At 61.0% G+C, this 26,366-nt stretch carries 23 protein-coding genes; 7 read left to right on the top strand and 16 right to left on the bottom strand.

Going from position 1 to position 26,366, the window contains the following annotated elements; all coding sequences use genetic code 11:
* Positions 1-120: 120 nt before the first annotated feature.
* Positions 121-1,089, bottom strand: coding sequence for a LysR family transcriptional regulator (locus BFP95_RS19480; RefSeq protein ID WP_065879589.1), 969 nt, complete (start codon positions 1,087-1,089; stop codon positions 121-123).
* A 182-nt stretch (positions 1,090-1,271) separates the two neighbouring features.
* On the opposite strand from BFP95_RS19480, the gene BFP95_RS19475 reads away from it, so the two are divergent.
* The 4 genes from BFP95_RS19475 to BFP95_RS19460 are packed head-to-tail and all read left to right on the top strand — an operon-like array spanning position 1,272 to position 6,032.
* On the top strand, positions 1,272-2,783 hold the full coding sequence (locus BFP95_RS19475; protein ID WP_065875029.1) for an efflux transporter outer membrane subunit: 1,512 nt from the start codon (positions 1,272-1,274) through the stop codon (positions 2,781-2,783).
* 10 nt (positions 2,784-2,793) lie between these two features.
* Entirely contained in the window at positions 2,794-4,971 is a 2,178-nt protein-coding gene (locus tag BFP95_RS19470; RefSeq protein ID WP_065910578.1) for an FUSC family protein, read from the top strand.
* On the top strand, positions 4,961-5,161 hold the full coding sequence (locus BFP95_RS19465; RefSeq protein WP_065875027.1) for a DUF1656 domain-containing protein: 201 nt from the start codon (positions 4,961-4,963) through the stop codon (positions 5,159-5,161). Before BFP95_RS19470 ends, BFP95_RS19465 begins: the two co-directional genes overlap by 11 nt.
* Positions 5,162-5,171: 10 nt before the next feature.
* Entirely contained in the window at positions 5,172-6,032 is an 861-nt protein-coding gene (locus BFP95_RS19460) for an efflux RND transporter periplasmic adaptor subunit (RefSeq protein ID WP_065875026.1), read from the top strand.
* Positions 6,033-6,137: 105 nt separating this feature from the next.
* On the opposite strand, the gene BFP95_RS19455 is transcribed toward BFP95_RS19460, so the two are convergent.
* Positions 6,138-6,539: a hypothetical protein gene (locus tag BFP95_RS19455; RefSeq protein WP_017526200.1), complete on the bottom strand. Its 402-nt coding sequence runs from the start codon at positions 6,537-6,539 to the stop codon at positions 6,138-6,140.
* On the bottom strand, positions 6,536-7,720 hold the full coding sequence (locus BFP95_RS19450; RefSeq protein ID WP_065910577.1) for an MFS transporter: 1,185 nt from the start codon (positions 7,718-7,720) through the stop codon (positions 6,536-6,538). The genes BFP95_RS19455 and BFP95_RS19450 overlap by 4 nt, the downstream gene beginning before the upstream one ends.
* Before the next feature lie 111 nt (positions 7,721-7,831).
* Here BFP95_RS19450 and BFP95_RS19445 point away from each other — a divergent pair, with 111 nt between their 5' ends.
* Positions 7,832-8,689 carry a LysR family transcriptional regulator gene (locus tag BFP95_RS19445; RefSeq protein WP_065910576.1) on the top strand — a complete coding sequence of 286 codons (858 nt, stop codon included), beginning with the start codon at positions 7,832-7,834 and terminating at the stop codon, positions 8,687-8,689.
* On the opposite strand, the gene BFP95_RS19440 is transcribed toward BFP95_RS19445, so the two are convergent.
* A complete protein-coding gene (locus BFP95_RS19440; protein WP_065910575.1) occupies positions 8,686-9,498 on the bottom strand; it encodes an SDR family oxidoreductase in 813 nt (270 codons plus the stop codon). The genes BFP95_RS19445 and BFP95_RS19440 overlap by 4 nt on opposite strands.
* A gap of 14 nt (positions 9,499-9,512) precedes the next feature.
* Complete coding sequence (locus BFP95_RS19435; protein ID WP_065879586.1) at positions 9,513-9,977, bottom strand: multidrug transporter; 465 nt, start codon at positions 9,975-9,977, stop codon at positions 9,513-9,515.
* 180 nt (positions 9,978-10,157) lie between these two features.
* On the opposite strand from BFP95_RS19435, the gene BFP95_RS19430 reads away from it, so the two are divergent.
* Positions 10,158-10,571, top strand: a complete 414-nt coding sequence (locus tag BFP95_RS19430) for a hypothetical protein (RefSeq protein WP_065875022.1) — start codon at positions 10,158-10,160, stop codon at positions 10,569-10,571.
* A gap of 170 nt (positions 10,572-10,741) precedes the next feature.
* Positions 10,742-11,224: a hypothetical protein gene (locus BFP95_RS19425; protein ID WP_065879585.1), complete on the top strand. Its 483-nt coding sequence runs from the start codon at positions 10,742-10,744 to the stop codon at positions 11,222-11,224.
* A 92-nt stretch (positions 11,225-11,316) separates the two neighbouring features.
* On the opposite strand, the gene BFP95_RS19420 is transcribed toward BFP95_RS19425, so the two are convergent.
* The 11 genes from BFP95_RS19420 to alg8 form a co-directional block, all read right to left on the bottom strand.
* Positions 11,317-12,768, bottom strand: a complete 1,452-nt coding sequence (locus BFP95_RS19420; protein ID WP_065875020.1) for a mannose-1-phosphate guanylyltransferase/mannose-6-phosphate isomerase — start codon at positions 12,766-12,768, stop codon at positions 11,317-11,319.
* 171 nt (positions 12,769-12,939) lie between these two features.
* On the bottom strand, positions 12,940-13,593 hold the full coding sequence (locus tag BFP95_RS19415; RefSeq protein WP_049709899.1) for an alginate O-acetyltransferase AlgF: 654 nt from the start codon (positions 13,591-13,593) through the stop codon (positions 12,940-12,942).
* Between the two features lie 16 nt (positions 13,594-13,609).
* Positions 13,610-14,794: an alginate O-acetyltransferase gene (locus BFP95_RS19410; RefSeq protein WP_065875019.1), complete on the bottom strand. Its 1,185-nt coding sequence runs from the start codon at positions 14,792-14,794 to the stop codon at positions 13,610-13,612.
* A gap of 11 nt (positions 14,795-14,805) precedes the next feature.
* Positions 14,806-16,347: an MBOAT family O-acyltransferase gene (locus tag BFP95_RS19405; RefSeq protein ID WP_065875018.1), complete on the bottom strand. Its 1,542-nt coding sequence runs from the start codon at positions 16,345-16,347 to the stop codon at positions 14,806-14,808.
* Between the two features lie 146 nt (positions 16,348-16,493).
* Positions 16,494-17,603: a mannuronate-specific alginate lyase gene (locus tag BFP95_RS19400; protein WP_083207046.1), complete on the bottom strand. Its 1,110-nt coding sequence runs from the start codon at positions 17,601-17,603 to the stop codon at positions 16,494-16,496.
* Between the two features lie 8 nt (positions 17,604-17,611).
* Positions 17,612-19,060: an alginate O-acetyltransferase gene (locus BFP95_RS19395; protein ID WP_065910614.1), complete on the bottom strand. Its 1,449-nt coding sequence runs from the start codon at positions 19,058-19,060 to the stop codon at positions 17,612-17,614.
* Positions 19,061-19,071: 11 nt separating this feature from the next.
* Positions 19,072-20,646: a mannuronan 5-epimerase AlgG gene (gene algG, locus BFP95_RS19390; protein ID WP_065875016.1), complete on the bottom strand. Its 1,575-nt coding sequence runs from the start codon at positions 20,644-20,646 to the stop codon at positions 19,072-19,074.
* The gene (locus BFP95_RS19385) at positions 20,646-22,133 is read right to left on the bottom strand and encodes an alginate export family protein (protein WP_065875015.1); all 1,488 of its coding nucleotides are present in this window, start codon (positions 22,131-22,133) and stop codon (positions 20,646-20,648) included. Before BFP95_RS19385 ends, algG begins: the two co-directional genes overlap by 1 nt.
* The gene (algK, locus tag BFP95_RS19380; RefSeq protein ID WP_371905285.1) at positions 22,130-23,557 is read right to left on the bottom strand and encodes an alginate biosynthesis TPR repeat lipoprotein AlgK; all 1,428 of its coding nucleotides are present in this window, start codon (positions 23,555-23,557) and stop codon (positions 22,130-22,132) included. Before algK ends, BFP95_RS19385 begins: the two co-directional genes overlap by 4 nt.
* A gap of 83 nt (positions 23,558-23,640) precedes the next feature.
* Positions 23,641-24,807 carry an alginate biosynthesis protein Alg44 gene (locus tag BFP95_RS19375; protein ID WP_065875014.1) on the bottom strand — a complete coding sequence of 389 codons (1,167 nt, stop codon included), beginning with the start codon at positions 24,805-24,807 and terminating at the stop codon, positions 23,641-23,643.
* 37 nt (positions 24,808-24,844) lie between these two features.
* A complete protein-coding gene (gene alg8 / locus BFP95_RS19370) occupies positions 24,845-26,326 on the bottom strand; it encodes a mannuronan synthase (RefSeq protein ID WP_175402968.1) in 1,482 nt (493 codons plus the stop codon).
* Between the last annotated feature and the right edge of the window lie 40 nt (positions 26,327-26,366).

Here is a 26,366-nt window from a genome sequence, read left to right as displayed (position 1 = left end):
TGCCCCGCGCTGTGTGGCGAAGCCGCCCTAAAACCTAACACCTCGTTCTAACTGGAGAAATTTGGTGCTTGGGTTGGGGCGGCTTCGCCACCCAGCGCGGGGCAAGCCCGCTCACTACAATCAGTTCGCCATTCGCGCGCCGCTCAGGCTGCCACTCAACTCATACGTCACCAACTCCGCCTGGTGCGCTGCCAGAATTTCCGGCAGCGAGCCGCGCAGGTATTCCACCCAGGTTTTGATCTTCGCATCGAGGTATTGGCGCGACGGGTAGATGGCGTACAGGTTCAACTCCTGGGAGCGGTAATTGGGCATCACCCGCACCAGGGTGCCGTTGCGCAAGCCCTCGATGGCCGCATACACCGGCAGTAAGCCGATGCCCATGCCGCTGGTGATCGCGGTTTTCATCGCATCGGCCGAGTTCACCAGGAACGGCGAGGTGTTGATCGCCACGCTTTCCTGGCCTTCGGGGCCGTTGAAGGTCCACTTGTCCAGCTGGATCACCGGGCTGACCAGGCGCAGGCAGGCATGGTTGAGCAGGTCATGGGGGCGATGCGCGCAGCCCTTGGCCTTGACGTAATCCGGCGAGGCGCAGGCGATGCTGTAGGTGATGCCCAGGCGCTGCGACACGAAACCCGAGTCCGGCAGCTCGCTGGCGAGCACGATCGACACGTCATAGCCCTCGTCGAGCAAGTCCGGCACGCGGTTGGCCAGGGTCAGGTCGAAGGTCACGTCCGGGTGGGTACGGCGGTAGCGGGCGATGGCGTCAATCACGAAATGCTGGCCGATGCCAGTCATGGTGTGCACTTTCAGCTGCCCGGAAGGGCGCGCGTGGGCGTCGCTGGCTTCGGCCTCGGCTTCTTCGACGTAGGCCAGGATCTGCTCGCAGCGCAGCAAATAACGCTTTCCGGCTTCGGTCAGCGCAATGCGGCGGGTGGTGCGGTTGAGCAAGCGGGTTTGCAGATGGGCCTCAAGGTTGGAGACCGCGCGCGACACGTTGGCCGTGGTGGTATCCAGGTGCACGGCGGCGGCGGTGAAGCTGCCGGCTTCGGCCACGCAACTGAAGGCGCGCATGTTTTGCAAAGTGTCCATGGAGAGTTCTCAGGGGAGATGCCAAATTGTGACAGAAAGTTACGCCGTCCAGTGATCCCTACCAACGGATTATCGCTTGAACGGTAACAAAGATTCACAGGAATGCCAGCTTATCGTCCTCCATGCCGCCGCCTAGAATTGCGCCACCTCTCCCCGCACCCCCACCTCAGGAATTCGCAGCAGTGCCGCGTCGCATCAACAGAGAGTTGAAGGCTCTCAGTGTTTGGGCTTTATCGTTAGCAATCAGCGGCTGCATCGGAACCGGAGGAATCGCCCCCCAAGGCCAGTCCCTCAACGCCAACAACCTGGCCACCGACGAAGCGATCCAGAGTGCCGCCAAGGACGCTCATTGGCCCACCGCGCAATGGTGGCGGGCCTACGGCGACCCTCAACTCAACCGCTGGGTCGACCTCGCCACTCAAAACAACCCGAGCATGGCCATGGCCGCCGCACGCGTACGTGAAGCACGGGCGATGGCCGGCATTGCCGAGTCAGCCGAGTCGTTGCAGGTCAACAGTGACACCACCCTCAAGCGCCACAACTGGCCGAAGGATCAGTTCTACGGTCCCGGTGAATTGAGTGGCGCCAACACCTGGGACAACAATTCGTCCCTCGGCCTGAGCTATGCCCTCGATCTCTGGGGCCGCGAAAGCAATGCCTCCGAGCGTGCCGTCGACCTGGCGCATATGAGCGCCGCCGAAGCGCGCCAGGCCCAGCTCGAATTGCAGAACAACGTGGTGCGCGTTTATATCCAGCTGTCCTTGCATTACGCCAATCGCGATATCGTCGCGGCCACCCTGGCGCAACAGCAGCAGATTCTCGACCTGGCCAACAAACGCCTGAACGCCGGGATCGGCACGCACTTCGACGTCAGCCAGGCTGAAACCCCGCTGCCGGAAACCCACCGCCAACTTGACGCCCTGGACGAAGAAATTGCCCTGAGCCGTAACCAGCTGGCGGCGTTGGCGGGCAAAGGCCCGGGGGAGGGCGCGCGATTGCAACGCCCGACACTGTCTCTGGCCGCACCGCTGACATTACCCTCAAGCCTGCCCGCGCAATTGCTCGGTCAACGCCCGGATGTGGTCGCCAGCCGCTGGCAAGTTGCCGCCCAGGCGCGTGGCATCGATGTGGCCCACGCCGGCTTTTATCCCAACGTGGACCTGGTCGGCAGCCTCGGCTACGTGGCCACCGGCGGCGGCATGCTGGCGTTCCTGGCGGGCAAGAAATTCAACTACAACGTTGGCCCGGCGATCACCTTGCCGATCTTCGACGGCGGTCGCTTGCGTGCGCAACTGGGTGAGGCCAGTGCCGGATATGACATCGCGGTGGCGCGCTATAACCAAACCCTAGTGAATGCGCTCAAAGGCATCAGCGATCAATTGATCCGCCGTGAATCGATGGATAAGCAATCCTCTTTCGCCGCGCAATCGGTGGCCTCGGCGCAAAAGACCTACGACATCGCGATGATCGCCTACCAGCGCGGCCTCACCGACTACCTCAATGTGCTCAACGCCCAGACCTTGCTGTTCCGCCAGCAGCAGATCGAGCAACACGTACAGGCCGCACGCCTGACCACCCACGCCGAACTGGTGACCGCTCTTGGCGGCGGCATCAAAGCCGGCGACGACGTACCGCCAGATACCAAGATCCTCCCGAGCAAGACCCCGGCGGCGCTCGCCGTGTTTGATCACTGAGTAGGATGTGATGACCCCCTTGCCTGCACCGCTGCGCTGGCTGCATTCCCTTGAGTGGCGCCGTGGTTTTTTCGACTGGGCACGCAGCGACGGCGTGACCTGGGTGTATATCTTCAAGGTGCTGATCGCCGCGTTCCTCACGCTGTGGTTGGCCATGCGCCTGGAGCTGCCGCAACCGCGCACGGCAATGATCACCGTGTTTATCGTGATGCAACCGCAGAGCGGCCAGGTGTTTGCCAAGAGTTTCTACCGCTTCCTTGGCACCCTGACGGGGTCGGCGGTGATGGTGTTGTTGATTGCCCTGTTTGCGCAGAATACCGAACTGTTCCTCGGCGCGTTGGCGATCTGGGTCGGCGTCTGCACCGCCGGTGCGACGCGCAACCGTAACTTTCGCGCCTACGGGTTTGTACTGGCCGGCTACACGGCGGCGATGGTCGGCTTGCCGGCCCTGGCCCACCCGGACGGCGCCTTTATGGCGGCGGTGTGGCGCGTGCTGGAAATCTCCCTGGGGATATTGTGTTCCACGCTGGTCAGCGCGGCGATCCTGCCGCAAACCAGCAGCGCCGCCATGCGCAACGCCTTGTACCAACGTTTTGGCGTGTTCGCGCTGTTTGTCACCGACGGCCTGCGCGGGCGCAGTGAACGGGACGGTTTCGAGGCCAGCAACGTCCGGTTTATCGCCGAAGCGATCGGCCTGGAAGGGCTGCGCAGCCTCACCGTGTTTGAAGACCCGCACATGCGCCGGCGCAACGGTCGGCTGAGCCGCCTCAACAGCGAATTCATGAGCATCACCACGCGGTTCAACGCCTTGCACCAGTTGCTTGAACGCCTGCGAACCGATGACGCCGATCATGTGGTCGCCGCCATCAAACCCGGCCTGCAGGACCTTGCCGAAGTGCTCGATGGCTTCTCCGGTCGCGCGCTCACCAGCCCTGACGCAGCGCGCCTGGTGGCTCATCTGAGCGCCTACAAGGACGGCCTGCCGGCCAAGGTCCGCAGCCTGCGCGCGACCTTCCAGGAACAGAGCCCCAGCGAAGCCGAACAGCTGGATTTCCATACCGCCTACGAGCTGCTTTACCGCTTTGTCGATGACCTGCACAACTACGCGCAAACCCACGCCTCCCTCGCGGATCACAGCCATGCGCGCGAGCAGTGGGACGAAACCTTCATACCGAAAACCAACTGGCTGGCCTGCGCCGCCTCAGGGATTCGTGCGTCATTCATCTTGATCGTGCTCGGCAGCCATTGGGTCGCCACCGCCTGGCCCAGCGGCGCCACCATGACCCTGATCGCCGCCGCCACCGTCGGCTTGTCCGCCGCCACACCGAACCCCAAGCGCATGGCATTCCAGATGGCGTGCGGCACCTTGATCGGCGCGCTGGTGGGTTTTGTCGAAATGTTCTTCGTATTTCCCTTGATCGACGGCTTCCCGCTGCTCTGCGTGATGCTCGCCCCGGTGATCATCTTTGGGGCCTTCCTCGCTTCACGCCCGCAATACGCGGGTGTGGGCGTGGGCCTGCTGATCTTCTTCAGCACCGGCTCGGTGCCGGACAACCTCACGGTCTACAACCCCTACACCTTTATCAACGACTACATCGCCATGGTCATCGGCATGCTGGTGTGCGCGGCGGCGGGGGCGATCATCCTGCCGCCCAACAGCCGCTGGCTGTGGCGCCGCCTGGAGCAGGACCTGCGTGAGCAAGTGGTGTACGCGATCAGCGGCAAGCTCAAGGGCCTGGCCTCGAGTTTCGAAAGCCGCACCCGCGACCTGCTGCACCAGGCCTACGGCCTCGCCGTCGGCCAGCCACACGTGCAGCGCGACCTGCTGCGCTGGATGTTCGTGGTGCTGGAAGTCGGCCACGCGATCATCGAGTTGCGCAAGGAACAGGCGATTTTGCCGGTGCACCCGGCGTACGCCGAATCCCAGCCCTGGCGCCAGGCGATCCGCGTGATGGGCCGCTCGCTGGTGCGCTTGTTCCTGCAACCCAGCGCGAGCAACCTGGAGCGTGGCCTGATCGCTGTGGACCACGCGATCAGCCGCGTGCAGGCCACCGACGAACCCTTCGCCCCGCACTTCGATACCTCGGCGCTGCGGCGGGTGAAAAGCTACCTGCATTTTATCCGCACCTCATTGCTGGACCCGCAATCGCCGCTCGCTGCCCTCAAAGGATCCCCGAATGCCCCGTGAAATCGCCTTCCACGGCGTGTACATGCCGACCATCACCCTGATGTTCCTCATCGCGGCCGTGCTGGCCTGGGCGCTGGATCGCTTCCTGGCCGGGTTCGACCTGTACCGTTTTTTCTGGCACCCGGCGTTGCTGCGCCTGAGCCTGTTCGTTTGCCTGTTTGGCGCCCTGGCGCTGACCGTCTACCGTTGAGAATGCCCCGATGAAAAAGTTTTTCAGCCTGCTCGCGACCTTGCTGGTACTGGCCTTGGCGATCTGGATTGGCCGCACGCTGTGGGTGCATTACATGGAGACCCCGTGGACCCGCGACGGCCGCGTGCGTGCGGACATCATCAACGTGGCGGCTGACGTTACGGGTGAAGTGGTCGACGTGCCGGTGCGTGACAACCAGTTGGTGAAAAAGGGCGACTTGCTGATGCAGATCGACCCCGAGCACTACCGCATCGCAGTCAAGCAGGCGCAATCGTTGGTGGCTTCGCGCAAGGCCACTTGGGAAATGCGCAAGGTCAACGCCCACCGCCGCGCCGACCTCGATGCGCTGGTGATCTCCAAGGAAAACCGCGAAGACGCCAGCAACATCGCCGATTCGGCCTTGGCAGATTACCAGCACGCTCTGGCGCAATTGGAAGCGGCCGAACTCAACCTGAAACGCACTCAAGTCGTCGCGGCGGTCGATGGTTATGTCACCAACCTGAATGTGCATCGCGGCGACTACGCGCGCATCGGCGAAGCCAAGATGGCCGTTGTCGATATGAACTCGTTCTGGGTTTACGGGTTCTTCGAAGAAACCAAGCTGCCTCACGTTAAAGTCGGTGATAAGGCCGACATGCAACTGATGAGCGGCGAGACGCTGAAGGGGCACGTGGAGAGCATTTCACGCGGCATCTATGACCGCGACAACCCCGAAAGCCGCGAGCTGATTGCCGATGTGAACCCCACCTTCAACTGGGTGCGTTTGGCGCAGCGGGTCCCAGTGCGCATTCATATCGATGAAGTGCCGGAGGGGGTGTTGTTGGCGGCGGGGATTACTTGCACGGTGATTGTTGATCAAACACGCAACTAAAATGTGGGAGCGGGCTTGCTCGCGAATACGGTGTGACAGTCACCTAATCCATCGACTGACCCAACGCCTTCGCGAGCAAGCCCGCTCCCACATTTATCGACCCTGTCAGGCTTTGATAAAGGTCTCATGCAGGTGACGCCACAACAGCGCGCCACTGGCCTGCTTCTCGAACACCACCGTGGCGCGGCGGTCCGTCTGCGTGCCGCTGTCATCCACCTGATGTTCACGATAAGTCACCGTGGCGCCACGCGCATGCCGGTCAATCCCGGTCATCTCGCTCAACGTGATCTTCAACCCCGGACGCATGCCGCCCAAACGCGTGAACAGGGCGTTGACCCCGGCGGTATTGACCCGTGTGCCGGTCGCCGGGGCAACCATGCTGAATTCCGGAGAGAAGCGCGCGAGCAAGTTCTGCAAGGTGCCCTCTGGCGCAACCCCGGCAAACCATTGCTCGATCTCGACGTGGGTCTGGATCACTTCTTCAAAAAAGTCGCTGTAATCAATCATCGGTGAGGCTCGCTGGCAGGGTGGAGCAATGCGCGCACTCGGGACGTGTCCAGGCGCAGCACTGCAAAAAGAGGCAGCAGGGTCAGGGCTGCTGCCATCGTGAAGGTAATGGCGAAAGAATCCAAGGCCGACAACAATCCACTCAGCAGCGCGGCGCCCAGGCAGAAGCTCACTTGCCGATTGATGTTCCACAAGGCGCTGGCGTGGCACATGCGTTCGGCGGGGATATCGAGAAAAGCCAGGGTTTGCGCGGTGCTGCTGCACAGGCTGCCGCCCAAACCCATCAACAGATAGGCCGGGATAATCAGCGCAGGCTCGTTCAGCAACAGAATGCCGATGCATTGCAGCGCCATGCCCGCCAGCAACAACGGCTTCGGCCCGCAACGGTTGAAGAGCTTTTTGCTGAGGTAAATTGCGACTGCCGAGGCCAGCGCCCAGGGCAGCATCAGCGCACCGGTGTGCGTGGCGTCATAGCCGAGGCCGCGCAGGTAGAGGATGGCGATCAGGCTGGTGCCGATAAAGACGCCGGGAATGCACAGATAGATCAGCATGGCGACCCGCAACATCGGGCTGCCGATCTGTTTGAAAATACTGCTCACGTCCAGGCCCGGCCTTACAGTTGTGGGCGCGTCGGGTTTTATCCACAGCAGGGCCAGCAGCAGTGTGATCAGCGCCAGCGGCAGGTTGGCGTAGAAGATCCAGCGCCATGACAGGCTGTCGACAATCAAACCGCCCAACGCTGGGGACAACGCGGGCACCAACAACGCCACTGACATCACCCGCGCCGTCAGTTGGCTGCGCTCAGCGGCAGGGAAGTGCCGGTAAGCCATGGCCTGCCCAACGGGAATCAGCAGGCCACCGCCCAGCCCTTGCAGGCCGCGCCAGCCGATCAGCGTTTCAATCGAACTCGCCTGGCCCACCATCACCGAGGCTCCGGCGAACAACAGCAGGCTGGCGGCGATCAAGGCTCTTTCTCCCATCATCGCGGCCAGCCAGACGCTGAGCGGAATGATCACCGTCAGGCCGAGCATGTAGGCGTTGCTGATCCACGCCAGTTGCGTGACCGAGGCCTGCAGGTCGCGGGCGATATCCGGGTAGGCGACCGTGGCGACAAACATATTCACCAAGTCCAGGGCGAAGCCTAGCAAAAAGATCCAGGCGACTTTCGAGCGGTAGGTCATGGGCGCAATCCTGCGAATGAAGCGGGCAGGGTAGGAGGGATGCAGTGTTTGGTATACGTCGGTTTGCCTGTTAGTTTGTCAAAAATATTTTGACAAAGGAGCGCGCTGCCGATGGTCAGCCTGGACCGATTCGACACCTTCAAGGCCGTGGTCGAGGCCGGCTCGCTGACGGCTGCGGCTGATTTGCTGGGGCAGACCCGCGCCGTGGTCAGCTTCAACCTCAAACGCCTGGAAGCCGAGTTGGGCGTGACCCTGTTGACCCGCAACACCCGCCAATTGGCGCTGACCGATGCCGGCGAACGCTTCTACCTGCGCTGTACGCGCATGCTCGAAGAGGCGCGGCTGGCGGTGGAAGAGGCGCGCTCGGAGCATGCCCAGCTCAAAGGTTCGTTGCGCATTACCACCACCGTGGAATACGCGTTGGCCGTGGTCGTTCCGGCTATCGAAGCTTTCCGCCGCTTGCATCCGGACTTGAATATTCACTTATCCACCTCCTCGACCCATGCAGATTTGATCTCCGAGCGTTTTGACGTGGCGATCCGCCTGGGACGTTTGCTGGATTCCAACCTGCGCGCGGTGCAGTTGTCGACGTTCGAGGTGTTTGCCGTGGCGGCGCCAGCGTTAGCAGGGGTTAGCACCCTGGATGAATTGGAGCAGATGCCCAGGTTGGGCCATGGGCGGCTGACCGAATTGACGGTGACCGACTCGGTGGGCGTCGAGCATCAATACCGCACGGGGCACACCACCCTCGTGGTTGACAGCGCCGCAGTCCTGCAAGCCTTCGCCGTGCGCGGGCATGGCGTGGCGGTGTTGCCCCAATGGCTGGTCAAAGACGATCTGGACGCCGGCAGGTTGGTGCGCCTGTTGCCGGACCATCGCTTCGCCCCGCAAGGGGTCTACGCACTGTATCCGGACACTCGGCATTTGCCGCTGAAGGTGCGGGCGTTTATTGATTTCATGAAGAGCTAAAGCGAGCCGGCGAGCCCGAAGCGCTTCTTGAGTACCTTCTCCAGCAACCCCTTGGGCAGTAACGCCGCCATCAACGGCAATGCCCGGCTGCCATTGCCCGAACGCAGCAGGCGTGGCGGTAGATCTTGTTGCACAGCCTTCAGCACATCCGCCGCAAACACGCTGGCCGGTGTGGGTTTGTCCTGGGAGGCCTGGCTGCGCGCACGGATGCCGTCGCGCAACGGCCACCAAGGGGATTGCTCATTGATCAACAACTCGGCCTGGGCCCCGGCGTTTTTCGCGAAGTGGGTGTTGATGGCGCCGGGTTGCACTTCCATCACGCGCACGCCAAACGGCGCCAGTTCCATGCGCAGTGCATCGCTCAAGGCATGTACGGCGGCTTTTGACGCGCAGTAGGCGCCGGCAAACGGCGTGACCAGCACACCGGAAACACTGCCGATATTCACCACCAGGCCTTTACTGCGCCGCAGGGCCGGAAACAACGCTTGGGTCACACCCACGATAGAGAACACGTTGGTCTCGAATTGGCGCTGCATGGCTTCGGTGCCGCCGTCGAGTAACGGACCCATGGCGCCATAACCGGCGTTGTTGACCAGCACATCCAATTCGCCCAATTGTTCGGCCAGGCGCTGCAAGGCGGCGCTGTCGTTGACGTCCAGTTCGACGGCATTAAACCCGGCGGCGGAAAGGGCGGCGACGTCTTCCGGGCGGCGGGCGCTGGCCCACACCGTGTAGCCGGCGGTTTTGAAGGCATCCGCCAGGGCACGGCCGATGCCGCTTGAACATCCGGTGATGAGTACGTTGGGCATGGGTCAGTCCTTTGTCAGTCCGAGAAACTGCCTTGCAGGTGCTCGGCACGAAATTCGAGGGTTTGCGGGCGGTAGCCGGCGCGTAGAGGCGGTGTGGGCAGGCAATCGTCCCAGGTGGCGCCGGCCTGCAACTCACCCGGTCCGCGATAGCGCGGGGCGGCGTAGACATTGTCGGCGAGGTTGACCGTGTCGCCCGGCGCATAGGCGGCGACGCGCCACCGCAGCTCGGTGAGGGGCACGTCGTTGCCGTTGTTCAGGGTCAGTTTGAGCGGCCGGTCGGCCGGGCATTCTGCGGCGGCATAGGTGATGCGCAGTTCCAGTCGGGCTAATTGAGAGGCTTCGCGGTTGTCCAGCCATACCACCCAAACGGCGACCAGACCCAGGCCAACGGCGGCGGCCAGCGACACCGGCAAGGCCTTGGCCGGATAGCGCAGCAACAGGATCAACCAGGTGATGATCAATAGGACGCCGAAGAACATGATGACAACCTCATAAGCAGATAAAACATCCTACCTGCGGGGTGGCCTCGGTGCCTATCGCGGGTAGCGGTTTTCGTTTACAGGGAACCTGATAACTCATTTTCTCCACAGAGCCAGCATAGGGAAATGCCAACTACCCAGGAGGGTTATCAACCGCAGTCTGATTAAGTGAGAAAAACTATGATTGCAGCAGCCCTTCTTGCGCCGGCCGTCACCTCCGCCCTGGCGTCGGCGGTGACCTCTCTCATCACGGCTCAGCGAGCACCAGCGCCGAATACGGCTGGAGCGTCCAGGCAAACGAACGAAGAGCCGGGTTCACGCCCGTCTGGTCGTATGCAGAATCAGAAGCTTACAAACTTGGGGCAAACCTTGCTGCAAGCGCCTTCAGCAGATCTGCGCAACAGCGGTATGAACGCCAGGCACGCCAAGGGATTTGGTATTGCCATGGGCGGCATGGCAACCCAGGAGGCTGGGCAAACACTGGTCACCAGCGGTGGGACGTTGTCCAAAGTCCTCGGCGCCGCGATGATCGTGGGAGGCAAGGTTGCCCAAGAGTATGGTGCCGACACATTCGATCGCGCCAGTCGTAGGTAACGGCAATCAAAACCCAGGATTGCGTCTGTTCAGCAGCCGCAAAGCACGACCTGGGTGTGTGGGCATTTCCTTTGATACGGGAACCGGTTTCGAGCTTTTTCCCACAGAGTTTGAGCACGGAGTTGCGCGCTAAGCCATGAAGGAACTCAACCGTAGACTTACGAAGTGAGATGTTCTATGACCGTATCAAATACCCTCGCCCCTGTACCGACGCCTTTGTCTCGCTGGCATCCACGCCAGCGCCTGCGGTGTTGGGAACACCCAATCAAGTGCCCAAGCAAGAGGTCAGCTCGAACGGGTTACCGCGTATGCAAAACCTGGGGCTTACGAATCTGCGCCAGACACTCATGCAAGGCATCAGCAATCGCGTCAATTCGCAGTTTTCAACGGCGCTTCACGTTAAAGATGATTCGAATAAGGGTAAGGTCGCCGGGGTCGCCATAACGGTGGCAGGTGCGGCGATGCAGGGGGTTGGCGCGAGAGTTGCGACCAATGGTGGCGCAGGTGCGAAAGTTTTCGGGGGGGCTATGGTCTGGGGCGGCAGGACTATGGAGGAATATGGCAAGAAAAAATATGACATTGCGGGCACCAGCACTAACAATACGGGCAATTACAATGCCTATTCCCCGAGTAACTGGGGCGGTCGCGCATAGGCTTGAACGGCCTGTGAACTAAAAAGCCCCCGCCCAACCGGCTGCGGATAGGGGACGCAGTCGGCTGGACGGGGGCTTCTTGTACGACTGTTTTACTGCGCGATAGTTTTCACCGACACGCCACGTTCAACTGGCGTCGAGCGGCCGTAGATATCTTCAAATCGCTCGATATCGTCTTCGCCCAAGTAGCTGCCCGATTGTACTTCGATGATCTCCAACGGGATCTTGCCTGGGTTACGCAGGCGGTGCACCGAAGCGATCGGGATGTAGGTGGACTGGTTTTCGGTGAGCAGGAACACGTTCTCGTCACAGGTCACTTCGGCCGTGCCGCTGACCACGATCCAGTGTTCGGCGCGGTGGTGGTGCATTTGCAGCGACAGGCACGCGCCCGGCTTGACCGAAATGTGTTTGACTTGGAAGCGGCCGCCCATGTCCACCGAGTCGTAGGAGCCCCACGGGCGATAGACTTCACAGTGGTTCTGGGTTTCAGTGCGGCCCTGGTCGTTCAGGGTGTTGACCATCTGCTTGACGCCCTGGACCTTGTCCTTGTGGGCAATCATCATCGCGTCCTTGGTTTCAACGACCACGATGTTGTCCAGTCCGATCACCGACACCAGTTTGCCGTTGCCGTGGATCATGCAGTTGCGGCTGTCCTGGATCACCACGTCGCCTTTGCTGACGTTACCGTGGACGTCTTTGTCGTTGACAGCCCACAGCGACGCCCAGCAACCCACGTCGCTCCAGCCGGCGCTCAGCGGAACCACGCAGGCGCGCTGGGTTTTTTCCATCACAGCGTAGTCGATGGAGTTGTCCGGGCAGCAGGCGAAGGTGGCTTCGTCGAAGGACACGGTGTCGGCATCTTGCTCGCTGCGTTCCAGGGTCAGCACGCAGGTGTCGTAGATGTCCGGATCGTGCTTTTTCAGCTCTTCGAGGAAGCGGCTGGCGCGGAACAGGAACATGCCGCTGTTCCAGAAGTAACCGCCGCTTTTGACGAACTCGACGGCACGTTTTTCATCGGGCTTTTCCACGAACTGTTGCACGCGGCTCACGCCTTCGGGCAGCAGCGAATCAGCCGTGGACTTGATGTAGCCATAACCGGTTTCCGGACGGGTCGCCGGCACGCCGAACAACACCATCTCACCACGCTCGGCGGCTACGGTAGCCAGGGCCAGTGCACGTTGCAGGGCTTTCTGGTCGTCGATCACGTGGTCGGCCGGCAGCACCAGCATCAGCTCGTCGCGGCCTTCGTTGACCAGCATCATCGCGGTGAGGGCCACGGCCGGCGCCGTGTTGCGGCCGAACGGTTCCATCAGGATGCGCTGGCATTCCAGCTTACGGGTCGCCAGTTGTTCGTTGACGATAAAGCGATGGTCCTTGTTGCAGACCACGATCGGGGCGTCCATGCCTTCGAACACCAGGCGTTCCAGGGTTTGCTGGAACAGCGTGTGTTCGCCGGTCAGGGCCAGGAATTGTTTAGGAAACTGTTTACGGGAAAGCGGCCAAAGACGTGAGCCGCTACCACCGGAAAGGATTACTGGGATCATGTGTTTCTCCTTGAATCAATTTGGGTCAGAGCTACGAAGGTTTGTCGTTTCACTCTTGTTTTTGTCTCGGTCCCTGTGGGAGCGGGCTTGCTCGCGAAGGCATCACCTCGGTGCATCTGACAAACCGAGTCGTGTGCATCGCGGGTAAGCCCGGCTTCCACAGGGAAATAATTAGCGGGTCGACACGGGGCGTTTCACCCAGACTGGCGACAGGCTCGAACCGGAACCCGTGACGTACAGCACGGCGGCTTCACCGCGCTCCAGCGCCACTGGCTTCAGGTCGCTGACTTTCTTGTCGCCGTCATACAAGGCCAGGCTCACTTTCACCGGGTTGATTTCGCGCTCGCCACGGCCTTTGGCAGCCACGGACTTGACCACGTCGGTCTTGCCGTCAGCGGTTTTCAGGGTCAGGGCCTTGTCGCTGAGGTTCTGCACGCGCACCAGGGACTTCTGCTTATTCTTGAACGGTGGTTCTTCGATCAGCTGTGGCTGGCCGCTGCCGTTGTTGACCAGGGTGTAGTAGTGGTCTGCGGCGAGTTTGACCGGCACGGTCTGGCTGCCTACCTTCGCGCTGTAGTCACCGCCCGGCATGAAGCTGAAATCGCTGCTCGCCAGTGGCGCGACTTCGCTCAGGTTGGTGCTGCCAACGGTGGCGCTGACTTCTTGATTTGAGGCGTTGTAGACGCGCACGAAGCTCGAACCTTTCGGTGCGACGGGGCCGTACAAGGCAGCATCACCGGCGAAGGCCGACATCGAAGCGATGCTCATGCCAGCGGCGAGGGCCAAGGTTTTGGCGAGACGACGCGGAGTAGTAGTGAAAGTCATGTGAGTTACCTCTCTTTCAGTTTTGCGCCCGGTCGGGCGTCTCGGATTTTGGGTTTTTAGCTGGGGTGTTCAGTGCCATGTTCTGTTGGCGCGTACCGGCTTGTTTAAGTTGCGCAACCCACTTGGGGTCGGCATCGCCGATTTCGTTGTTCACGGGCAGATAACGTTCAGGAAACTCCCAGATCAGCACCTGTGGCGGGCTGTTCTTGAAGTCATCGCTTTTGAGGTAGCTGAGCATTGGCAGGATCGGGCCGTGGCCGTCTTCGGCGTAGCTGACTACGTCGCTGCCCAGGGCTTGCTTGAGGGCGCCGACGAAGTTCCAGTTGGGGTTGGCGCTGTAGCTGGTGCCCACCAGTGCCACCGGGGTTTCGCTGTCGCTGAACAGCGCGTCGTCACCTTTGGTTTCGGCCAGGTGCGTGACGCGTTTTTCCAGCGGCTCTTTAGGTGGCATCAGGTTTTCGAACAGCGGGTCCAGAGGCAGGAACAGGCGCAGGTCGCCTTTGTGCGGCTCGGTTTTCTCTGCTTCGGTGACAAAGCGCTGTGGCTCGCCGCTCAGCGGGGTCTTTTCGGTAATCGTCTTAGCCAACTGCTTGGCGGCAATTTCAGCACCGTCCGGCGTCCAGTGCGTGTCGGTGCGCAGGAACACTTGCTTGCCAGCGAGCTTGGCCTGTTGCAGTGGGCCAAGCAGGTCGGGGGCGATGATCTTGTCGGCGGCGACACGGGCGTGGAAGTCCTGGTACAGGTTGGCGTGGATGCTGGCCGGTTTCACTTCACCCAGGTGTTCCGGGTACAGGCGCACCTTGGCCGGCACGATCGCCATCACCAGCTGAATGCCCTGCGCCTTAAGCTTCTGGCGTACGCCTTCGACCAGCGCGTAGTTGCCTTCAAGGTTCTGGTCTTCGTTGACGGCGGGGTTGAACTCCTCGTCGCTGTACAACCAGTGATCGCGACCCAGTACCACGCCAGGGCGACCTTCATTGAACAGCTTATAATCCAGCGCTGCCCACAGGTTGGTGCCCAGGCGTTTGATCGGGAACTCTTCGTCGTAGTGCGTCTCGACAGCCTTGGTCCAACGGCCGTTGAGCACGGTTGCGTCGGCATTGGTGCTGAAACCGAAGAAACTGCGCAGTGACCAGGCACCCAGGGCCAGCAGCACCACCAGGAACAGGCCGATATAGAGGACGCGTAATGAACGGGTCATGGTCGGCTCCCTCAGAATTGGAAGTAAAGGAACGGCGAGAAACTCTGCGCCGACAATTTAAGAATCGACGCCACGAACAGCAGCAGCACCGCAGCGCGCATGGCGTAGCGTGGCCAGTCAGCGGTCCAGTAGGCCGGTTGCACGGCGGCATCTTGGCCCACGGTGAAGCCGGGCTCGTGGATGCTGCCAGGGTTGTCGCCCGGTACGGCCTTGATCAGGCTCGGGTCGGCTGGCTTGGTCTTCTCGGTTTTCTCGGCAGGGCGATTGGTGTAGAAGTCGCGCAGGCCAAAAAACGCCAGGGTTGCATAGGCCACCACCAGGGTTGCTACTTGCAGGCCGGTGAGGTTGGCGCGGTTGAGTTCCGACAGCGACCACTCGCCAAAGCTGAACATCGCACCGTACATACGGCCGGCGACGTGCAGGTTTTCGGCGCGGAAGATCACCCAGCCCATCACCACCAGCAGGAAGGTAAAGGCCCACCGTACGGGGTTGAAGCTGCGCGGCGAGGTGTTGAGGCCGATGGCTTTTTCAATCGCTAGCCACATGCCGTGCCAGGCACCCCACACGATGTAGGTGATGTTCGCACCGTGCCACAGGCCACCGAGCAACATGGTCAGGAACAGGTTGCGGTAGGTGGTCAGCGTGCCTTTACGGTTGCCGCCCAGGGTGATGTACAGGTAGTCACGCAGCCAGGTGGAGAGGCTGATGTGCCAGCGACGCCAGAACTCGGTGATCGACTGGCTGATGTACGGCTGCTTGAAGTTTTCCATGAAGCGGAAACCCATCATCAAGCCCAAGCCAATCGCCATGTCGCTGTAGCCGGAGAAGTCGAAGTACAGCTGTGCGGTGTAGGCCAGCGCGCCGAGCCAGGCATCGCCCGTTGTCGGGTTTTGCAGGGCGAAGCAATGGTCGGCCACCACCGCCAGGGTGTCGGCGATGAAGACCTTCTTGATGAACCCCTGCATGAACCGCGTGCAGCCCTCGGAGAACTTGTCGAGGGTGTGGGTGCGGTTGTTGAACTGGTCGGCCAGGTCGCGAAAACGCAACACAGGTCCGGCAATCAAGTGCGGGAAGATCGCCACGAACGCTGCAAAGTCGATGAGGTTGCGCGTGGCGGGGGTGTCGCCACGGTACACGTCGATGATGTAGCTGATGGACTCGAAGATGTAGAACGAGATACCGATCGGCAACAACACGTGGGTCAGGATAAACGGCTCCAGGCCCGCCGACTTCATCATCACATTGATGCTGTCGACGCCGAAGTTGGCGTACTTGAAGTAGCCGAGGATGCACAGGTCGACCACCACGCCCAGCAGCAGCCAGCGCTGGGCCGGCTTGGTGCGCACGCCTGCCGCACCGACCTTGAGGCCGATCCAGTAGTTCCACAGCGTCACCGCGGCGAACAGCGCCAGGAAGTCCACTCGCCACCAGGCGTAGAACACGTAGCTGGCCAGCAGCAGCAGCAGGTTGCGATAGCGTTGCCCGCTCAAATAGTACAAGCCGAGAAAGATCGGCAAGAACAGAAACAGGAACACATTGGACGAGAAAACCATCCCGATCTCTCCATGTTTAACCAACAGTCAAGGGCCAGAGCCCCCCCAAACCCCCCCACGATTTCGCGAGGGGGCGGTACTACATTCCTACTGACGAAACCGGTTCAAACTGTGGGAGCGGGCTCCCACATTTGAAGTGCGTTTCGTCAGCTACCTTTGTTGCCCTTTTCATGCGTCGGGTCGTACACCTTGGTCAGGTCACCCCCGAGGCGGAACGTCTTGAATGGCTGCATCCCGTGTTTGCGCTCGATCACATCCGGCGCGCAGGTGTAGAGGGTGCAGAACGGCTCAAGCCAGGCATATTTCATGTCTTCCTTGAGGTCCTTCATGTCTTGCTCTTTGCCATTCTTCTGTTCGAAGATTTCCGGGTCTTTCACCCCGGCCAGCACTTTGTCGCCCAGGCGCTTGAGCGCGCTGTTGTTTTCCTGGCGCAGATCAACACCGTTGACCAGGGCAAAACTGGCGATCATCGACAGCGGCGGCAGGGCGTAGTTGTGGTACGACAAGGCGCGTTGCTGGCGCTTCAATTCGTTCGGCAAGAAGCCCTGGTCATCGACCTGGTTCACGCCGACCTTGTATTCCTTCACCGCCCAATCAAACAGGTCGCGGCGGTTGGTGGCGACGGACGTTGCCATCACCGACCAGGCGGCCCAGTAGGAGTGGTTGTTGGTTTTCTCCAGCGGCAGGTTGTCCCAGTCGCTTACTACCTGATCGGCCAGTTTGTTGAACCAGGCTTCGATGATTTGCGATTCCTGCTGGTGGTTGGCCAACGGGTGCGAATCGGAGAACTTCAGGCGTACATAGGCCGACGCCATGCTGCCCAGCGCCCATTTGCGCATGGACTTGCCGGTGTGGTTGAAGTCCTTGGACATCAACGCATCCGCCTTGGCCCAGCTCGTGAGCCAGTTGAGGGTGCATTCCAGCTGCTCCGGACGACCGTCGCGCATGAACTGCATCACGCGCTTGCTGGTGTCTTTTTCCAGCTTGGTGATATCAGCGGTGCTGTCGCGGAAGGCTTTTTCGGATTGCACATTCAGCGTGGAACGCGCCTTGTCCGAACCTTCGTACTTGCTGCGAAATTGCAGCGAGCCGGTGTACGGCGCCGGCATGGCGTCGCAGTCATTCTTGAAGTCGCCGGTCTTGAAGGCTTCAATCGGTGCGAAATAACCCTGGGGCGGACGCAGTGGCGCGGCGGCGTTAACGGAGCCGGCGAACATCGCCAGGCCGAGTAACGTAGGGATCAATAACTTCTGCATAGGTAACCTCATTGCCCGAGTGATGCGGTTTTTTGACCGCTGCTTGGGAATACGTTGCGTGTGCAAATTTTCGCTTCAACCTTTTGCGCGGCAGCGCCCGCTTCGGGACCCTGCACTTCCACGGCCAGCAAGTTCTGCGAGGCCCAGTCTTCATCGGTGCGCAGTTCAAAGGCGAAACGCCCGTCTGTATCGGATGTTTCGGGTTTCTCGATCTTGATGTCCTCGTGGCGCCCGTTCATGTACCAGAGGGTGGCTTGCAAGGTTTTCACCGATGGATCGGCGAAGCGGATATCAACCTGGTGGTTGGCGTTGCGCAGGTCTTTGTTCGAACTGTTAACCAGCAATTCGTTCTTGCCGGGTTTCAATGTCGTGCTGGCCGTCATCTGTGCGGTCTTGCCTTCGCAGCCGTTGTCGAGCAGGGACATCATCTGGCGATAGATGGTCTCCTGGTCGAGGCGATACAGCGGCGAGAACTCCCAGATCAGAATCTTTGGCGGCGACTTCTGGAATTCGTCGCTGCCCAGGTACTGGATCATCGAACCTTCCAGACCGCCGCCAGGGAAGGCGACGTTGAGGATATCGGCACCGATTTCCTGCTCGAGGAAACCGGCGAAGTTGTAGTTCTTGCCACTGTGGCTGGTGCCCACGAGGGTGATCTGCGGGTTGCCCGAGTCGCCGAACAGGTCGCCATCACCGGCTTCGCCTTTGGGCTCGGTGGTGAACTGGTCCATGTACTGGATCGCGTAGCTCGTGCCGCACAGCTGGCCGGCCATGTTGTGCAGGGTGCCGGTCTTGCCCATGCGCCCGGAACGCTTGGTTTCGAATTCGCGCTTGGGAATGTCGGCAAACTCAGGCATTGCACGCACTTTGGCACCGACGATTTTCGCCGTGCGCTGGGCGCCGTAGGGCGTCCAGTGCTGGTCGCCACGGAAGTAGAAATCGTGGGCCGGCAGTTCATCCGGAAGCTGTTCGTTGGTCAACGGCGACAGGTCCGGCACCACGTAGCCCATCTTGGCGAAACGGCCGAGCATGGTCTTGTAGTTGCCCAGTGCCTTGTCGAAATCGAACTTGGCTTTCTCTTCCGGGTTGAGTTTATTGCGGTTCACCAGGCCACGGGTGGGCTGGTAAACCACAACCAATTCAACGCCCTTGGCCTTGAACGCATCGTGCAGCTGTTGCATGCGCTTGTAGCCGGAAGGCGTGGTGTCGAACTCGGTACGCAGGTCTTCCTGGGTACGGAACAGCCAGTCGCCCTGGGCTTGTACCAAGGTGGTGAAGTTCTGCTGGTAGCGCGTGGTGTAGTTGCTCGCATCATGCGCCGCCGGGCACAGGCTGCAGCACGGTTCGGCGGTGAAGGTCGGCGCCTTGATTTCGTCGGCGCGCACGCCCTGGCTGGCCGCAAGCAGGCCGAGGGTCAGACCCGAGAGGCTGAGCAGTTTGATCATGTGTGGGTGCATAAGGGTCATCCTCAGTCCTGCATTTCGGTCTGGCGTTCGACAGGGTCGATCAGCACGGCTTTCTGCTGGCGTACCAGCAGGTCGAGAATTTCTTCCTGGCGCTCGCCAAGAATGCCGGAGAAGCTGATGCCGCTGGATTTGGTCGGCGCCAGCATCGACACGCGGTACAACTCGACACTCAACGGCGAATCGATGGACAGCGGTCCGCTGCCGTTACCCGCCAGCTCTCCGCCGACCACGATCAGCGAAACTTTGGCGTCGAACGGGTCGAGGGCGATGTCACGGTCGGTGTCGGTCAAATCCTTGATGTGGCCGTAAAGCCCCGTCAGGCCGTTGGCCATCGAGGTGTTTTCGTACAGCTTGATGTTCACGCTGTTACGCACGCGGATACCGTGGCGACGGTTGGCAATCACTTTATTGCCCCACAGCAGGTTGTCACCGCTCTCATAGAGCGTGATGCCGTCGGTGTGGTTGCGGTAGAACTCGTTGTCAGCCACGTAGTTGTTGACGCTGTTACGGTCGAGCACCAGGCCGGAGAGCTTGTTGTCGTAGCTGCGGTTGTTGAAGATGAAGCTGTCGTTCACTTCCCGGGAAATGATGATGCCGTGCTTCTTCTTGGTGCCGTAGACGGTGTTGTCCGCGATGATCAGGCCGTGGGAACGGTCATGAGGGTCAATGCCGTAGACGATGTTGTCTTTGTAGGTATTGCCCTTGATCACAAAGCCCGTGGTCTCGTAGCAGTAGAAGCCGTACCACATGTCCGAGAACTCGGAATCAATGATCCAGCCGGTCGGCTCAGGGCGCTTGAGTACCTTGGCCATATTCGGCGTGTACTGGGAAATACTCACCCCGTACGACTTACTGTTGGCGTAGCCGAAGCTCGCCATCTTGGTATTGGCGATGTACGTCTCGGTGCCGCCCCAAGCCAGCAGGAACGGGCGAAATTCCTTGGGCGACTTGAACAGCGCCGGGCCGTTGGCTTTTTCGCTCCAGCCGGTGACTTTGGTGTCACTCACAAACAGCTGGCCATCGTTGATCAGGAACGAACCGGCTTCCTGGGACAAACGCAACTCCTGGGTCTTCTTGTCGATTTCCAGGATGCCTTTGCGCCCGACCACGATCGGCAACTTGGCCAGGAACACGCCCGGCGAGGTTTCGCTCAGGTACTGCTTGGGCACCTTGCCCAGCAGGTCCTTGAGGTTCATGTAGCCGTCATCGACAAAGATCGCCTGGGGAATGCCGTGCTGGCGCACCACCCATTCGGCCATCTTGTTGTCACCGCCAATGAAGTCCTTGAGGGCGTCTTCCTGCATCATGCGACGGATGCTGATCTTGCCCGCTTTGCCACGCACGATCTTCTTTTGCATCGCTGCAGCGGTGTAGCCCGAAAGATCCGGCAGGGCCGGCTTGGCCATTTCCAGCGGCGCGGTCGGCGGGCTGGAAATAGTGTAGGTCTTGGCCTGTTGCAGTTCTTTGGCGATGGTCGGCGCCTTGACCTGCTGCGCGGTATCGGCGAAGGCTGTGGCGCTGGCCATCAGCATCGCGGTCACCAGCAAGCGTTGAGGAATCATTGCGCAGGCTCCCATCAGAACTTCCAAATCACGTCGACAAAGGCGCGATGCATGTACGAATCGACCTGGCTGCCATAGGCGTCACCCGGTTTGAACACACCGGCACGGAAGCGCACCAGGGCCGACGGTTCGTCGATCGACTGGCTGAGCGCGGCCGGCAGCAAGCCGGTCTTGAAGTACTTGGTAACGACCAGGTCCATCTCCTGGCCCAGGTCTTTCTTGCCGTCTTCAAGCGGCAGGGAAGTGCTGGACAGGATCGCGCCGGTCACATCGTCGGTGTTGTTCTGCACGGCATCGATGCCGTTGCTGCCCACCGGCTTGTTACCGTCGACACGCCAGAACTTGTGGTACACCAAGCTGGCGTCGTAGTCCTCGCGCAACTGCCAGGAACCGAAGAGGCTCATGGACTGCATGTTGTTCATTTCGCCACGGAAGGCTTCGCCGAAGCGGTGCACGCGGGACTGGGTGCCGGTCCAGTTCGAACGGTTGCTTTGCAGGCCGTTCTGTTCGTACTCGGCGCTGGCGCGGGCGTAGGCAGCACCCACTTGCCACTGCGGGTCGAGGCGCAGGCGGATACCCAAGTCGGTAGCCCAACCATTCACGTCATCGCTGCGCTTGGCCTGGTCGGGGCGGGTGCCGTCGGCCTTCAAAGCGTTGACCGTGTCACGGTCGCCCTGCATGCCGGTGATGCTCGCCCAATAGTTGACGGTGTTGGTGTTGCGCCAGTTATAGGCGTCGCTGTTGGCTTCGATGCCGAGCCAGGTCAGGTCGCCGTTCTCGCGCTTGTCCAGCGAGTCGGTCGGCTGGCCCGGTTCCGGGTAATCGAGCTTGCCGTTGTCATGGGTGTGGTGGCCGCGCAGGCCGATCCATTGGCCCGGCGTCCACTGGTAGGAAGCGTCGGCGTACAGGTGCTGACGGTCCTTGTCCTTCGGCGACAGTTCCTTGAGGTCGGTGCGGTATTCGCTGAAGCGTTCGGCAACGCCGACGTTGGCCTTGAGCAGGGTGGTGTCAAAGGTCCAGTTCAGTGCTTCGATGTTGGTATCGCGCCATTGTCCGTCGTCATTGCGCAGGCGTTGGCGACCGAGCTTGAGGATCTCGCCAGGGTAGGGCGTGAAGCCGCTGTAGCCGACCCAGAACTCACGCATGGCCAAGTAGTTTTTCTTGGTCTTGCGATCGTTGTTGCTGGTTTGCTGGTTTTCGTCATTGGCCGACTGTTGCAGGGTGTCGGTCTCGATGATGTCGCTGGACGCAACCGCCTGGCCCATGGCGTAGGCGCTCCAGTTGCCGCTTTCACCGTAGATCCACGGGCGCAGGTCGAGGCCGATGCCGTTGACGTCGCCGCCTTTCTGCGTGCCGAGGTCGCGGTCATCTTCGGACTGCGCGGTGGCTTTGACTTCCAGGCCGAAGTTCTTGGCTTCGGTCAGGGCGGCCAGGGTCGGGCACGACCACAGCAGGGCGAAGGTCAGGCCGATGCCGGCCTTGACGAATGGGTTGAGCTTCATAGGGATTCCTCGCCGTCTTCTTCTTGCAGGGCGTGCAGTTGCAGCGTGCTCTGGGCCAGGGTGCCGCGTGCGGCCAGTTCCTGTTGCACCAGGCGTTGGCCTTGAGCGCGTTGCTCAGGCGTCAGCGGTGCCTCCAGCTGCGTGGCCAAGTCATTGGCCTCTGGCGTGCCCTGGGCTTTAGCCAATTGGCTGAAGACATAGGCATTCAGTGGGTCGGGCTTGGTGCCCTTGCCTTGGGAAAACAACTGGGCGATGGCGAAGTCGGCGCTGTTCTGGCCGTTGCGCGCCGCCGTCAGCAAGTGGTCCAGGGCTTTTTGCGAGTAGACCTTGCCCAGGTAGCCACGGCGGTAGATCTGGCCGAGGTAGTAATCGGCAGCCACTTCGCGGCCTACGGCTTTCTGGAAGTGTGCTTCGGCGGCCTTGGCGTCTGCCGGTACCCACTTGCCTTCGTAGTAGAGCTTGCCCAGCAACAGCTCGGCGCGCGGCTGGTCGGCGGCGCGGCCGTTGTCCAGGTACTTCATCATTTGGTCGACGTCGCCGAGCTCCGGGAAGTCGTAGAGCAGTTGCGCCAGGCTCACCCAGGAAGCCGGGTAGCCAGGCGCGATTTTTTCCAGCAGGGCCTGGGCAGTTTTTTCGTCGGTCTTGCCCAACGAAGCATCACCCAATACGCGAGCAACACTGTCGACGCGTTGTGCGGTGACGGTGCCACGGCTGTAGCCCGCTTCCATTTGCTTGAGCAGCTCGGCCTGTTTTTCCGGTTCGGCTTTTTTCTGGTAAACCGTGGCCAGCTCGACGTAGCAGATGTCGGTGGTGTTGAGCGCAGCTTTACAAATGCGCTCCACATCATCCAGATGCTGGTCGTAGGTATCCTGGGTGCGATACAGCAGCACCTGGGCCAGGCCGGCTTCCGGATAACCCGCTGCTTGCCACTTGCTGATCTGCTGCTGGGCGTTCACGTTCGGAAAGCTGTGCGGGTATTGCAGGTACAGCATCGCCAGCGGGATCAACGTGTTGCCTTCACCGTTGGCAAAAGCTTTTTTCAGCAGGCCTTCGGCTTCATGGTGCTCGGCTTCGGTGGAGCCGGGCTTCGCCACCAGCAGGCGGCCGAGGCGTGCCTGGGCGCGGGGCGAGGTGTCCGCCGCCGCACGGTAAGTGGCTTCAGCCTGTTTGATTTGCGCCGGATCGCGGGTGCCTACCTGGATATCGGCGAGGCCCACTTGGGCCTCGCTGTAACCCAGGTCTGCCAGTTGCTGGTAATTCTGCTGCGCGGTGACGGTGTCGCCACGCTTGAGCGCTTCATTGGCCAGGCGTTGGTCAGGCAGGCCGGCGCAACCGGCCAGAGAAATGGCCAGTGCCAATGTGCACAGCGATCCAATGTGGGAGCGGGCTTGCTCGCGAAGCAGGCGACGCGGTCCATCAGGCATACCGCGCTGATCCCTTAGCGAGCAAGCCCGCTCCCACAGGGATTGCGGTGTTTTTGGGAAAGTCATCACAGGCATGTCCTCGCTTACAGACCGTGAGCCATGGCTTTGTCGATCAGCCAGTTCAGCGATGGGCCGCGGTCGCTGGTCACTTCGACCGGGCGGCCGGCGTAGGTGCTGTCCAGCGGAGCGTCAGGCTTGATCTGCACGCGGATGTCGGAGGACAGGTCGGCGCTGTTCAGGCTGGTGCTGCTGACGATGGTGCCGGTGCGCAGTTGTTCTTCGTCGGCCACCTGGAAGCTCACCGGTGTGCCTGGGCGAACGTCACCAAACTGGCGATAGGTGAAGCGTGCTTCAACATTGGCTTGGGCGCCGCGCGGTACCAGTTGGAAGATCACATCGCCTTTGCTGGCGTACTGACCGTCGGCGACCATTTGCTGGGCAACGATGCAATCGCATGGCGAAGTCAGGGTGCCGGTCATTTGCTTGCCGAACAGCTCTTCAACCTTGGCCGGTTGCAGTTGGTCTTCATCCAGATGGCCCTTGAGCACATCCAGCATGCTGGTGCTGAAGGTGGCCAGTGGTGCGCCTTTGGCCGCGATCGCATCACCCTTGAGCAGGCTTTGCACGGTGCCGTCGCGCGGCATGGTCACGTTCATGCCAGGCACGCTGACAATGCCGGCCTGGGCGTGGCTGACGAAGTACATGCCGTAGACCGACTTGAACACAAAGCCGAACGCGGCCAGACCCACCAGGAAGATTGCCAGGCTGAACGTCACGGCGCGCAAGCGGCCGAAGGCGCTCATGTTGCTGCCGCTGTCCTTGACCTTGCGCGCCTTGGTGAAGTTGTCGCGCTGCAGGGTCGCGAGCACGTCGCCCATGGTCACGATGTCACCGGACAAGTGCGAGGTGATCAAGTGGCGCAGGGTGGAAATATCCTGGGCATCGAGGTTCTGGAACTGGCAACCGGTGCGGCCGGTCTGGCGGTCGTAGGAGCGAATCTGCAGCTCCACGTCCATCGCCAGGCCGAGGTTATCGATGACGAATTGCAGGCGCCCCTTGTGCACTTCACCGATGGTCAGCGGCTGCGTCGCGGTGAACGCGAGGCCGCCAGCGGACAGGTCGAGCACGCGTGCTTCGGTCGGCGTGCGGTCGGTGTTGAAAAAGCGCAGCTTGGCCGGGATTTTGACGCGGGCGTGCTGGCGCTGGGCTTCGGATTCGTGGACTACGTTGGCGTTTACTGGACTGTTCATCAGGGCATTTCCTAGAGTTAATTCAGGCTTGGCAGGGTCAGACCATCATCAGCAACACGGCAACAAAGATGCTGCCGGCGGAGAAGGTCATGGTCCGAGACGACCAGGTGTTGAACCAACGTTGAAAGCTGGCCAAATCGCGGGTCAGTTTGGTGTCCTGGCGGGTCCAGGACTGTTGATCAAGGCGGAAGAACACGTAGATCTTCACCAGCGCGCCCATGATCTGGTTGTAATAGAGAATCACCGGGTACGCCGGGCCGATCTTGTGGCCGGAGCACGACAGCAGCAGGGTCAGGATCAGGCGGGTGATGCCGATCCACAGCAGGTACGCAAGGATGAACGCGCCGCCGTATTTGAAAGTGGCGATGATCGCCACGGTCAGGCCGAGCAGGGACGTCCACATCGACACGCGCTGGTCGAACAGCACCACGCTGGTGAACAAGCCCAACCGACGCACACCCAGGCCCAGGGCACGGGAGTTCTGGCGCAGGTTGTTGCCGTACCAGCGAAACATCAGCTTGCGGCTGGCCTTGATGAAGCTTTTTTCCGGCGGGTGTTCCACGGTATTGATCGCGGCGTCCGGCACGTAGAACGTGTCGTAACCCAGGCGCATCAGGCTGAACCAGCTGGACTTGTCGTCGCCGGTCAAGAACTTGAAGCGGCCCAGGCGCCAGTGTTGCAGCGAGTCGCTTTCCACATCGGCGATAAAGCCCGGGTCGGTCACTACGCTGGCACGGAACACCGACATACGACCGGTCATGGTCAGTACGCGCTTGGACAGGGCCATGGAGCACATGTTGATGTGGCGTTGGGCGAAGCGCAGTTTGTGCCACTCGCTCATGATGTAGCCGCCGCGCACTTCGCAGAACTCGTTGGTGGTCAGGCCGCCGACATTGCCGAACAGCTGGAACCACGGCACGGTCTTGCGCACGACGCCTTCGGCGAGCACGGTGTCGCCATCGATCACCGCAACCACTGCGCGGTCATCCGGCAGATGGCGGGAGATGGCGCGGAAACCAAAGGCCAGGCCGTCGCGTTTGCCGGTACCGGCGATCCGCACGAAGTCGAGCTTGACGTGCTCCGGTGGGTTCATGCGTTCCCACAAACTCTTCACCAGCAGCTCGTCGGACATTTCCACTAGTGAGCAGACCACGGTGGTGGGGAAGCCGCATTCGATGGCTTCACGGATCACCGAGCTGTAGACCTGTGCAGTGGTCAGCGCATCAATACGGAAACTGGTGACCATCAGGAACACATGGGACGGGTCGGCGGCCTTGCCCAGCTTGCGCACTTTGCGGCGCAGGTGCGGGTAGACCACGTACAGGAACAGCATGCCGCGAAAGAAATGCGTTGCACCCATCGAGTAGCGCCAGATACCGACGGCGCCAATCAGGAAAATAAAATTCTTCGACTCAGCGTCGAACGTACTCGCCGGCAGCAGCAGGGCGAGTCCCATCAGCAGGCTCAGGAAGAACAGCCAGCCGGCGGATTGGAGCAGTACGTGTTTTAACTTGGACATGAGCGTCATCCGAAGGTGAAGAAGGCTCCAGGCTGCAAGC

The organism is Pseudomonas sp. 58 R 12, assembly GCF_900005865.1.
Taxonomy (GTDB): domain Bacteria; phylum Pseudomonadota; class Gammaproteobacteria; order Pseudomonadales; family Pseudomonadaceae; genus Aquipseudomonas; species Aquipseudomonas tritici.
Note: the sequence above shows the minus strand (reverse complement) of the source record. Positions and strands in the feature narration are given on the sequence as shown.